At 42.0% G+C, this 12151-nt stretch carries 7 protein-coding genes; 5 read left to right on the top strand and 2 right to left on the bottom strand.

The features are described from left to right. Positions 1-94 precede the first annotated feature (94 nt). Both ABID99_RS14485 and ABID99_RS14480 read right to left on the bottom strand, forming a co-directional pair. Positions 95-1180 (bottom strand): phosphotransferase enzyme family protein, encoded by a 1086-nt coding sequence (locus ABID99_RS14485; RefSeq protein WP_373614162.1) that lies wholly within the window; start codon positions 1178-1180, stop codon positions 95-97. Positions 1181-1262: 82 nt separating this feature from the next. Continuing rightward, complete coding sequence (locus ABID99_RS14480) at positions 1263-2288, bottom strand: LacI family DNA-binding transcriptional regulator (RefSeq protein WP_090524728.1); 1026 nt, start codon at positions 2286-2288, stop codon at positions 1263-1265. 389 nt (positions 2289-2677) lie between these two features. On the opposite strand from ABID99_RS14480, the gene ABID99_RS14475 reads away from it, so the two are divergent. The 5 genes from ABID99_RS14475 to ABID99_RS14455 all read left to right on the top strand — a co-directional run bounded on the left by ABID99_RS14475 (position 2678) and on the right by ABID99_RS14455 (position 12143). Next, the gene (locus ABID99_RS14475) at positions 2678-4018 is read left to right on the top strand and encodes a DUF3472 domain-containing protein (protein WP_373614161.1); all 1341 of its coding nucleotides are present in this window, start codon (positions 2678-2680) and stop codon (positions 4016-4018) included. A gap of 25 nt (positions 4019-4043) precedes the next feature. Beyond that, complete coding sequence (locus tag ABID99_RS14470) at positions 4044-5393, top strand: Gfo/Idh/MocA family protein (RefSeq protein WP_373614160.1); 1350 nt, start codon at positions 4044-4046, stop codon at positions 5391-5393. A 590-nt stretch (positions 5394-5983) separates the two neighbouring features. Further along, the gene (locus ABID99_RS14465) at positions 5984-9094 is read left to right on the top strand and encodes a SusC/RagA family TonB-linked outer membrane protein (protein WP_373614159.1); all 3111 of its coding nucleotides are present in this window, start codon (positions 5984-5986) and stop codon (positions 9092-9094) included. A gap of 40 nt (positions 9095-9134) precedes the next feature. After that, a complete protein-coding gene (locus tag ABID99_RS14460; RefSeq protein ID WP_373614158.1) occupies positions 9135-10655 on the top strand; it encodes a RagB/SusD family nutrient uptake outer membrane protein in 1521 nt (506 codons plus the stop codon). Positions 10656-10742: 87 nt separating this feature from the next. Beyond that, positions 10743-12143 carry an aryl-sulfate sulfotransferase gene (locus ABID99_RS14455; protein WP_188831669.1) on the top strand — a complete coding sequence of 467 codons (1401 nt, stop codon included), beginning with the start codon at positions 10743-10745 and terminating at the stop codon, positions 12141-12143. Positions 12144-12151: the final 8 nt, after the last annotated feature.

Below are 12151 nucleotides of genomic sequence, written 5' to 3'. Positions count from 1 at the left end.
GGTTTAGGCCGGTTGCTGCCAATACGGGCGTCGAAAGTATGAATTTAGCGAGGCCTGTGCAAGGTTTGTTGGTAACATTGTGCGGCCCGACAGGTTAAATGCCGTTGGCAGTGGTCAGTAATTCTTTATCTACACCGGCAATTATTTCACTAAATACAGGTTCGGCATTGATGTAACCTTCAAGTAGTTTAAACTGGTTTTTAGCCCTGATCAAATTATGCCCTTCATATTGTGTACCATAGTAAATATCGTTATTTAAAAAATCGGTTAAAAAACGGAGGCCCTGCATATAGATCATTAGTTTGCCCGAAAAGGTGAAATACTGTTTTTCATTTTCAGTAAGGATGTTGCTCATTTCACTCATATAACCTTTATATATCGCTCTGAAAAAATCTGTCCTGATGATAATTTTATCCAGATCTTTTTCCTCTTCGTTGGCGGGCGATAAATAGGTACGCATCATGTCGCCAACATCGCTTAAATAATAGCCGGGCATTACTGTATCAAGGTCAACAATACATAGCGCGTTTTGCTCTTTGTCAAACAGCACATTATTTATTTTGGTATCGTGGTGGATCACCCGGAGCGGGATTTCGTTATTGGTTGTAAACAGGTTATAGGTATGCAATATGTTGATATGATCATCAGCAGCTTTTACTTCCTTAGCTGCCTGTTCCAGTTTTCGGGGTTCGGCTGTTTTTAAAGCCTGTTCAAATTGTGCAACCCGTAATTTTAGATTATGAAAATCCGGAAGTGTGTATTCGAGTTTGCTGATGTCAAAATGATTTAACAAACGGGTAAACCGGCCAAACTGCACCGCAGCGCTATAGGCTTCCTTTGTATCCTGCAAAAAGTTTACTGTATGCGATCCTTCAATAAATGGGAAAAGCCGGTAAAACTTATCGTCGGCGGCTTGAATGATCGATTTCCCGTTTTGATTCTTTAACGGGGCTACAAATAAATAACCGGGATTGTGTTTATCAAGATATTCTTTGATTAGTACAAGGTTGCTGTCGATATGATCGGGCCTTTTAAAAACAGCGACGTTGATTTGCTGAAGAATATAGGAATGGTTAGCACCACTTATTTTATAAGTATAGTTTATTAAACCCGAACCAAAAGGCCGGATATCGTATTCAGAAACGTTTAATCCAAAATTTATTAGGATATCATCAAACATATTATAGACGTTAACTCATCAAACATAGCTAATTTGATAAACGATAGCCATGCGCAAACGTTTGAGTGTTTTTTGTTTAGGTTTATTTTTTGTTTTCAACCAGTTGCGATTCAATGATCACCTTGTAAAAGGCGCTTGGTTCATTGCCGCCGGTGCCCTGGTGATGCAGCAGGTCCATCAAAATATCAGTTGCTTTTTGCCCCTGTAAATATGGGAATTGTTCAACCGAGGCGGCGGGAATATTCTCCATATAATTGATTAGCGGTAAATTGGCATAGCTTACAAATTCAAGATCCTTATTGATCCTGATGTTTAGTTTACTGGCATGTTTAATAGCAAAAAGTGCTACATAATCATTAAAGGTTACTATAGCGGTTGGTTTGCGTTTGCTGGCCAATAATTCATCTAACGCTTTCCTGGTGCCTTCTTCGGTAAGGTCGCACGAAACTATGAGTGAAGGGTCATATTTAAGCCTGTTTTTGGTCATCGCTTTGATATATCCCTCTTTACGCTCGCCGGTAGCAACCATGGTTTGCGGCCCGTTGATCATGCCTATTGCCCGGTGACCTTTTTTTAGCAGGTAACTAACTGCCTCAATGGTGCCGATTTCCATATTACAGGCTACATAATGGATGTTGGGTATGGCCGGGATCCTGTCGAAATAAACTACCGGGATATTGTATTTTTTTAAGTTTTCAAAATGCTGGTACGAGGAGGTATTTTTCCCTACCGATACAAGCAGCCCATCAACCCGGTGGTTTTTCATTTTTTCAACCAGCTGTTTTTCCTTTTGCTCATCATCATGTGATTGTGCCAGCAATACTGTATAATTTTTTTTATAGGCAGTATCTTCAATAGCGCTTATGGCCGAGGAGAAAAAAGCCTCCGAAAGTTCGGGTAAAATGACCCCGATGGTGAGGGTTTTGCCCTTTTGCAAAAAAATAGCGGTTTGGTTAGGCTCATAGTTTAACTCGCCGGCCAGCTTTTTAACTTTCGCCCTTGTGGTGAGTCCTATGCTCGGATGATCATGCAAGGCCCTTGAAACTGTAGAAACCGAGATGCCTAATATTTGTGCTATCTCTTTTATAGTAGTTGGCTTTGTTTGCATTAATTACGGGCTAATGTTGTTTTTATAGTTAAAGTTAAGCGATTATTATGAAATAGCTTGTATTAACTGCATTGCAAACGTTTGCGTGGCTAAATCATCGGTTTGCATAGGTTGGCCGGTTAGTATAGTGGAGATTTGAATATTGGCGATGCCATATAGTGTCCTTTAATTTTATTTAGAGAGCCTGGCTTATCTGCAATAAAGAAATAATCGTTTAGCAGGCATATTTACCTCCAATTTTAGAAGCCGAAGTCATCAACCCATAATGTTTGATAAATACCTGTTTTTCAATTAATGCCAGTTAAGGGATAATTATGCCCATTTTTCAAACGTTTGCGTTGAAATTGAAGCATTTATTTTTTCCTAAAGCCACTAATGCGAGTACATTTATGAAACGATACTTGTGTTATGATTTAATGATGAAGAAAACCGCTATAATTTGCCTTTCAATATTGTTTATTTTCATAGGAAATAGGGTTGCTATTGCGCAAACTGTACACATTGATGCTTCAAAACTGAGACACGTTATCCCGTTTGGTGGTAATGCCTGGGTAAACGCGCCGGATACCATAACCGATGAAGGGTTGATTGGCCTGAAAAGCACAAAATCCACAGCTAATATTTATTTCAGGGTTAGTGTTGCACAGGACCTTGAGCTTGCGCTGGTGGTACGGGTGCCGCAGGGGAACAGTACGCTGCTGTTATCGGCAGGGAAAAATGCTGTCGTCAAAAAAATAAGCAATACCAGGTTTGATACTGTCAGTTTTGGGAAGGTTCACATCAGTCGGCCGGGTTATGTAAAGATCAATTTAAAAGGCATCAGTAAAACCGGGACTGTTTATGCAGATGTATCTGACCTTGTAGTCGCCCTGCAAAAGCCGGATAATGACATTTCATATGTTGCAAAAGGCAGCTCATTTCATTTTGGCAGAAGGGGGCCTTCTGTACATTTACGCTACCCAGTCCCCACCGACAAAGAGAATAAAGTAAAATGGTTTTATAACGAGATTATCGTGCCCAAAGGCCAGGACGTGATAGGCTCTTATTTTATGGCAGATGGTTTTGGAGAAGGATATTTCGGTATGCAGGTAAATTCGGCAACCGAACGAAGGGTGCTATTTTCAGTATGGAGTCCTTTTAATACTGAAGATCCGAAGAGTATCCCGGATAGCATGCGCATTAAACGGGTTAAGAGTGGCAGTAATGTACATATAGGTGAGTTCGGGAATGAAGGCTCGGGAGGCCAAAGTTATATGCGTTTCCCATGGAAAGCCGGACAAGCCTATGCCTTCTTGCTGAGTGCCGAACCTGACAATGCAAAGCACACCACTACTTATACTGCTTACTTTAAAGATATATCCGCCGGGAAATGGTTTTTAATAGCCAGCTTTACCCGCCCGCAAAAGGCTACTTACTTAACGCATTTGTATTCGTTTGTTGAGAATTTTGAACCTGACAACGGCGATAAGATCCGCAAAGCGTATTTTACCAACCAATGGATAGGTGACAGCGAAAATAACTGGCAGGAGCTTACCCATGCTATTTATACCGGCGATGCTACAGCTAATGCCAACTATCGTAAGGATTATGGAGGAGGAAAAGAAGGTGATAAGTTCTTCCTTCAAAACGGAGGTTTTTTTAACAATTACGTACCGCTTAAAACTCCGTACGATCGCAACGCAACAAAGCAAAAACCTTTAATTGACTTTGAAAAATTACCCAATAAATAAGCCCCCAAAAACCTCAATATTATATATGGAAAGAAGACAATTTCTGAAAACCAGCGCGATTGCGGCAGCCGGTTTTAGCATTTTACCGTCAGGAAGGCTGTTTGCATCGGCACCTGCGAAAGTCCGTTTAGGTTACATAGGCGTAGGTGCCCGCGGCATGAGCCATATTGCCGAAGGTTTGCTTCGCGATGATGTGGAGATCGTTGCCATTTGCGATACGCAGGAAAGCTCGCTGAAAATTTGCCGCGAATACATCGCCAAAAAAGGCCATGCACCCGTAAAGGAATACACCGGCGGACTGGATGCCTACAAAAAACTGCTCGACCATAAAGATATCGATGCGGTAATTATTGCCACACCATGGCAGTTTCATCACCCACAGGCTATTGATGCTATGAAAGCCGGAAAGTATGTGGGTTGCGAAGTAATTGCCGGTCTTACGGTTGAAGACCACTGGGATATCGTTAACACTTCAGAAAAAACAGGAATCCCATACATGACGCTTGAAAACGTTTGTTACCGTCGTGACGTGATGGCTGCCTTGAACATGGTACGCCAGGACTTGTTTGGTGAGATCATCCATTTGGAAGGCGGATATCAGCATAATTTAAGAGGTGTATTGTTCAATAACGGTAAGCAATATTATGGCGGTGGCGTTGAGTTTGGCCCTAAAGCCCTAAGCGAAGCCCAATGGCGCACGCAGTTCAATATCGATGTGGATGGCGATATCTATCCAACTCACGGTGCAGGCCCATGTATGCATTATGCCAATATCAATGCAGGTAACCGCTTTACTAACCTGGTATCATTTAGCACCAAAGCAAAGGGTTTGGCAGCATACGTAGAAGAATTATCGCCCGGTCACCCGAATGCTAAGATCCATTACAAAAACGGTGACGTAACCACTACTATGATCAACTGTGCCAACGGCGAAACAGTGTTGCTGAGCCATGATACACACCTGCCTCGTCCATATTCATTAGGTTTCAGGGTGCAGGGTACCAAAGGTTTATGGATGGATGTAAACAAAAGTGTTTATATCGACCATAAATCAAAAGAAGATGATTCATGGGATCCGGCAAAAGAATGGTTTGATAAATATGACCATCCGCTTTGGAAAAAATACGAAAAGTTTGCCGAAGGTGCCGGTCACGGTGGCATGGACTGGTTTGTGTTTAATGCTTTCGTAGAGTCGGTTAAGCAAAAACGCCAAACACCTATTGATGTTTATGATTCTGTTACCATGAGCGTAATTACGCCCTTGTCAACAAAATCATTGAAAGAAGGTAACGCAAGTGTGGCATTTCCTGATTTTACCAAAGGTAAATGGAAAGAGCGGAAGAATACCTTCGCGCTTGATGATAGCGGTTTTTAATTATCGTTTATATTTTTTGGACGTTTTATGTTTAGCCCGGCTTTTGGGCCGGGCTTTACTTTTTTAAAGCAATATGGCTACCCCCTGCTATAGCTAAGCGGTGGCTTTTGGTGTAACCCTGTTATTTGTTTATATTATTGATTTTTAGGTTGTTAAGTTTAAATAATTAAAAAACTGTTAACCCTGTTACCCCCCCCTTTTGCCGCCAAAGTTAACGGCTATAGCTGGAGCTGTGTGGCGGCTGATACTACAGTGGGGTAGCGTTTGTAGATCTTATTCCAATCCACTCATAATCAAATTCTTCAAGCTTAGTCCTCAAATACGCAGAATTCATAAAATTAGCGCCTAAATCATCCCGGTTGCGACCTGCTCAATACCACAAGAACCTTAAGGAATCAATTTTTTTCGCAGCAAAATACTTTGAGTCAAACGTTTGCATAAGCCTGATTTGGTTCAAAGCAAACGTTTGCGCTGTGTTTGCAGGGGCGTTTTTTTGCTTTCGAAATCCTGTATCTCTAATTTCCAATATTCAAAAACAAGGCTCACGACCACAAAAAACTAACAATTAATTAATACTAACACCACCACGTATGATTAAAATTTACTCAAACCCCGATCAGGGCTTTAGCAAACACATTTATTTAGGGAGGCAGATCAATGGCCTTTTTAAGTTGATGTGCTGTTGCCTGCTACTATTATTGCCGGTACTTGCCAGCGCGCAAACAATAATCAACGGCAGCGTAAAAGATAAAGACGGCCCGGTAATTGGCGCTACCGTTACCCAAAAAGGTGCTAAAAATACCACTACTACTGATGTTACCGGTAAATTTAAAATTACGTTAAAGGGCAATTCAACAATATTGGTTGTTTCTTATGTAGGGTATAAACCACAGGAAGTATCAATTAACGGTTCCTCAGACGTTACTATCATTTTACAAGAGGACCTTAATAAACTGAACGAAGTAGTGGTAGTAGGTTACGGTACCGTTAGAAAAGGCGACCTTACCGGTTCCATCAGTTCAATCAAAAGTGATAACCTGACGCTTGGTGGTACTACGGCCAACATTGGTCAGGCCATTCAGGGTAAAGCAGCCGGTGTACAGGTACAACAAGCCAGCTTTGCACCAGGCGCTGGTATTAATATCACCGTGAGGGGTGGTAACTCTATCAATACTTCTACAGCACCATTGTATGTGGTTGACGGTTTCATCAGTGAGGCAGGTAGCCAGGTAAACCCGAACGACATTGAAGACATTCAGGTACTGAAAGATGCATCTGCAACTGCCATCTACGGTTCGAGAGGTGGTAATGGTGTTGTTTTGATCACTACCAAAAAAGGAAAAAATGGTAAAGTTTCATTAGATGCTGATATATCAGGCGGTACCCAATATTTAACTTATAAGCCTAACCTGCTAACAGGACAGCAGTATACCGATATCCAAAACACTACAGCTCTTGAAGATGGTAAGCCCCAACCTTATCCATCAAGTTTCAAGGTGGCAAATACCAATTGGTTGAAACTTGCTACGCGTAACGCTACTGTTCAAAATCAAAGCCTTAGTTTAAGTGCAGGTGATCAAAATTCAAAATTATATATAGCAGGTAATCACATTAAACAAGTAGGTGTGCTGCAACATACCGGTTATGAAAGATATACTGCGAGGATTGGCGCCGAAAAAACTGTTAACGAGAATATTAAGATCAGCGGTAACTTTTACGGTGCAAATTCAACCTCAACTTTACAATCGTATTCAGGTGATATCACTGCGCCCTTATTTAGCTTATTGACTGCACCACCAAACGTAGCGCCATATAATGCTGATGGCACCTATAATTACTATGTTACCCAAGGTACAAAAACAAACGCGTTAGCTGGTTTATTGGAGCCAACTAATAACAGCGGTAATAAGCTGATCAATGCTAATATTCGTTTGGATTATAAAATCATCAATGGCTTAACTTATCACCTGACTGCTGGTACAGAATACAACCAAACCACCACCGGGCAGTACCTGCCAACAACTACAATTGCAGGCGCAAAACAAGGTGGAGTAGCTGCCGAACAGATCTATTCAAACTTCAGGTGGATTGCTGAAAATTACTTTACCTATAAATTCAATATCAAAAAGGATCACGATTTTACCGTATTGTTAGGTACATCAAACCAAAAAGATGTTGCTGAATCATTATTATCCGGTGCAAAAGGCTTTTCAACCGATGCGTTCCTGTACTATAACTTAGGTGCAGGATCATTAAGTAATGGTTACGGAAGCAGCAAAGCGGAAGCTTTCCTTACTTCATACTTCACCAGGTTAAATTATGCCTATAAGGATAAAATTTTGGCGTCGTTCTCTTATCGCGATGACCGCTCATCACAGTTTGGTTCAAATAAGCGTTCTGGCTTTTTCCCGGCGGGTGCTGTAGCTTATAAATTAACTGACGAGGATTTTGTAAAAGATCTGAATACTTTCTCAAATTTAAAGGCTCGTGTTAGCTACGGTGTTACCGGTAATGACCGTATTCCCGCAAGCTTATACCTTGCTACATTTGGGCCGTACAGCACAGTGCTTAACGGAAGCGGCCAGCTACAAACAGGTATCGAACCTAAAAACCTTGCAAACCCTAATCTTCAGTGGGAGGCAACAAGGCAATTGGATATTGGTTTAGATATGGGCTTTGCTAATGGCCGTATCAACGCAAGTATTGATTATTATAGTAAAAAAACTACCGACCTGTTGATCCAGGTTCCGATTGGAGCACAATGGGGGGCCACTAATGGAACCCAATATATCAATGGCGGGGCTGTGCAAAACAGAGGTATCGAACTTTCGCTAAATACAAGTAACCTGCGCAGTAAAGACCTTTCATGGAATACTACAGTTACGTTTGCTTATAATAAACAAAAGACGCTGAATTTAGGTCCGGGTGTTTCGATAATAAGCACAAACACTGCCAACCCAAGCGGTACCGTTTCGGGGCAGGAATTTACAAGGGTTGTACCAGGTATTGAATTAGGCGAACTGTATGGCTATGTTTACGAAGGTGTTATAAAAACTGGCGAAAAATATGGCCCGCAGCCAAACTCAAAAGCAGGTGACCCTAAATATAAAGACGTTAATGGCGACGGTGTAATTACCCCGGCCGACCGTACTTATCTGGGCAACTCTAACCCGCATTATATGGCAGGTTTCGGTAATGATTTTCATTACAAAGGCATCGATCTTGGTATATTTTTCCAGGGAGCGTTTGATTATTACCTGTACAACATGAACGCCATGGTACTGGAATCAACAACCGGTGCGGCTGCATTAAACAGGTTTGTTGCAGGTAAAAACGAAAATACATCTGTTCCGCGTGAGGGTTATTACCTGAGCACCTATGGCAGCTATGTTAACTCTCGTTTTGTTGAAAATGCTTCTTACGTGCGTTTAAAATCCCTTACGCTGGCATATAACTTCCCTGCCTCATTATTTCAGAATATGAAAATTTTACAAGGTATCAGGATCTATGCCGAAGCTCAGAACTTGTGGACTATCACCGGTTATAAAGGTACCGACCCTGAGGCAAACGTACATGCGGATGACACCAATGGACATCCTGGTCAGGTAGCCTTAAGGTCTGCTACTGCCGGTGGTTTGGACTTCAACTCGTTCCCGGCCTTTAAAACGATAACATTCGGTATTAAGGCATCTATCCGTTAATGAATTATCCATTTAAGGGATCAACAAAATTTAAATCAAAATGAAAAAATACAATATTCTACTCCTTGCAGCCGCGGTTATTACACAATTTTCGTGTAACAAGTCCAGCCTTGAACCAAAGATATATAGCAGCTTAACAAGCCAAAATGCATTTTTAACCAAATCGGATGCTATTGCTGCCGTGAATGCAGTTTATGCCCGCCTTAAAGGTCCGGCGGTTGGTGACAATTTTGATTATTGGACGGTAAGGCACTTCGCCCTTACCGATTTAACTACTGATGTAGGCCACTGTAGCTACGCCGGCGACCCGGGACAACTGTCACTGGTGCAATGGAACTCGGCCAACGGTTTGATAGCTGAAGATTACAGGCAGATCTATAAGCTTGTTGCCAATGCAAACAATGCTATTTACAATATAGCCGCGATGAAAAGTATCACAGATGCTCAGAAAAATCAGTTTTTGGCTGAGATGAAATTCTTACGTGCTATAGCTTACTCCGATCTTACAGATGCCTGGGGCCCGGTGATCTTAACTACCGAAAAAGATATAGCCAATCCTGATTATAAGGCTCAAATTGCGCCAAGCCCTGTTGCGGATGTTGATGCGTTAATGATCAGCGATCTGCAAAATGCGATCAATGTATTGCCTAAAGATTACACCAAAAGTGATATCTACACAACTAATGATGTTGGTCGCGCTACCAAAGGTGCAGCGATGTTCCTGCTGGCCAAGATCTATCTGCGCGAGCATCAATGGCAAAAAGTTGCTGATTTAACCAAACAGGTAATGGATTTGGGTATTTACCAGTTATATCCAACCTATGATGGTTTGTTTAAAGAATCCAACACCTGGTGTGCTGAAAATATCTTCTCGGTATTAAGCGATGCTAACGTTAACGGAACAGAGTTATTGAACCACTTCGGTCCGCTAAGCCATCCGGTGTTAACCGACAGGTGGCAGTACTACGCTGTAACCTGGGATTTTTACAACAGCTATGGCGATGAGGATGACCGTAAAAAGATGTTCTTCACCCAATACCAGGGCGTCGACGGCTTAACCCACAAACAAGCCCCTTCGCAGGGCGCTACCGCTCCGGATGGAGTATTGTATATGCCGGATGTTGCAACCATGAAGTATGCCGATCCAAATGGGGCCAACACTTACTATGATGGCCATAGTGTGGATGTTTTACGCTATGCAGATGTGTTATTAAGTCGCGCCGAAGCTTTAAACGAATTGAATGGTCCAACCGCAGAGGCTGTTTCATTAGTAAACCAGGTTAAAGGCCGCTCACATGCCAAATTATTGGTGCAGGCTAATTTGACCCAGGCAACTTTCCGCGATGCATTGTTACAGGAACGCGGCTGGGAGCTATATTATGAAGGCAAAAGAAGGGCCGACCTGAAACGCTTTGGCAAATATGATGTGATCGTGAACGCCTATCTGAAACGTGTTGGCCAAACCAATACCGTACAGTTGCCGCGCGACGAGTATTTCCCATATCCGCTTAACCAGGTTAACATCAACCCCAAGCTGAATAATGCGGGCAGGCAGCAATAAGCATAAAATTCAAATATTAGTAAAGAGTATACAGCCTTCAATGGGGTGTATATTCTTTACTGTTTAACCGGTATTACAAAATTAGTGATGAAGGATTGGTTTAAAGTTTTAGCGAAGGGGCTGTTGATTTCGATCATCTGTGGTTGCTCTGGTGGTAATCTGATAAAAGAAATTCACATAGGCCTGTATAATAATAACGAGCTAAAAATTAAGCTTGATGTTATGACCAGCAAGCCTGTTGATCTGTACGCCGAATACTGGATAGAAGGCAAGCAGCCGGTTAAATACCGGTCGACTACTACCAGTAACGGCACATCATATAAGCTTGTACTTTGCAATATTTTGCCCGATACCACTTATTCATACCATATTGTAACCGTTGACGGTGGAGATACGGTTGTCAGCAAACCTCATACTTTTAAATCGCACGAGTTGCCATTGTTTTTACAGGAACAGTTTCATGCAAAAACTGCTGCAAAAGCAACACTGCCGGTACAGTTTAATGACGGCTTAATGCTTATCAACAAACGTTATGCGCCCGGTGTGGCGTTTTTGGTTGATGCCAAAGGGCAAATCAGGTGGTACCACATGATTGACAGGTTGGGTTTTAAGGTGATTAACTTTACAAAGGAAAAAACCCTGCTCTCTATTTTAGGCCGTAATGACGAACCCACCAGCTATGGCAGCGAGATACTGGAGATCAATATGCTGGGCGATACTTTGCTGCACCTCCCCAAAGGGCAGGGTGATTTCAGGCAAACCATTCATCACGAAATCCTGAAGAATGATAAAGGCCAGCTGGTAACCATTTTTGTTGATCAAAAAATCATGGACCTCACATCAGTTGGTGGCAGTAAACAGGATACGGTTAACGGAGATGGCATTATGGTGATGGATAAAGCCGGCAAGCAGCTTTATAAATGGAGTGTGTTTGATGTAATGGATCCGCTGAAAGATCCCAAAATCCTGAAAACTAAAAAAGATTGGATGCATGCCAACAGTCTCAGCTATGATACAGACGGCAATTACCTGATGTCGTTCTACAACAACGGGCAGATCTGGAAAATTAACTCGCGCGATGGTAAGGTTATCTACAAATTTGGTAAAGGCGGTACCATAGCCATGCCTGCCGATTGCAACTTTACCCAGGCCCATGCCGCCCATATCAATAAACAGGGCAATCTGATGTTTTTTGATAATGGAGTGGAGAAACACCAGTCTGGCGTGTATGCAATGAAAATTGATGAGAAAAATCAAACGTCGACCATTGCCATGCACATTAAACTACCTAAAGAAATTTTTAACGGACGTATGGGCAGTGCCTATATGATCAATGATACAACCACATTGGTATGTTGCTCCAAAAGGCATATTGTGGTGCTGGCAAATGATAAAGGCGTTTTGCAATGGACGATGGAAACATCGGTGCCAACTTACCGTGCAGGTTTTATAAAATACGAACAGCTTGATCCATATTTAAAACCATAGATCATTAA

The sequence above is a fragment of the Mucilaginibacter sp. OAE612 genome (genome assembly GCF_041806395.1).
In the GTDB taxonomy this organism is placed as follows: Bacteria; Bacteroidota; Bacteroidia; order Sphingobacteriales; family Sphingobacteriaceae; genus Mucilaginibacter; species Mucilaginibacter rubeus.
This window is presented reverse-complemented; position numbering and strand designations above follow the sequence as displayed.

What these genes read in the sequence shown, in the direction of transcription:
- ABID99_RS14485 (WP_373614162.1), bottom strand. Translation starts at nt 1,180, where the DNA reads ATGTTTGATGATATCCTAATAAATTTTGGATTAAACGTTTCTGAATAC.
- ABID99_RS14480 (WP_090524728.1), bottom strand. Translation starts at nt 2,288, where the DNA reads ATGCAAACAAAGCCAACTACTATAAAAGAGATAGCACAAATATTAGGC.
- ABID99_RS14475 (WP_373614161.1), top strand. Translation starts at nt 2,678, where the DNA reads ATGAAACGATACTTGTGTTATGATTTAATGATGAAGAAAACCGCTATA.
- ABID99_RS14470 (WP_373614160.1), top strand. Translation starts at nt 4,044, where the DNA reads ATGGAAAGAAGACAATTTCTGAAAACCAGCGCGATTGCGGCAGCCGGT.
- ABID99_RS14465 (WP_373614159.1), top strand. Translation starts at nt 5,984, where the DNA reads ATGATTAAAATTTACTCAAACCCCGATCAGGGCTTTAGCAAACACATT.
- ABID99_RS14460 (WP_373614158.1), top strand. Translation starts at nt 9,135, where the DNA reads ATGAAAAAATACAATATTCTACTCCTTGCAGCCGCGGTTATTACACAA.
- ABID99_RS14455 (WP_188831669.1), top strand. Translation starts at nt 10,743, where the DNA reads ATGAAGGATTGGTTTAAAGTTTTAGCGAAGGGGCTGTTGATTTCGATC.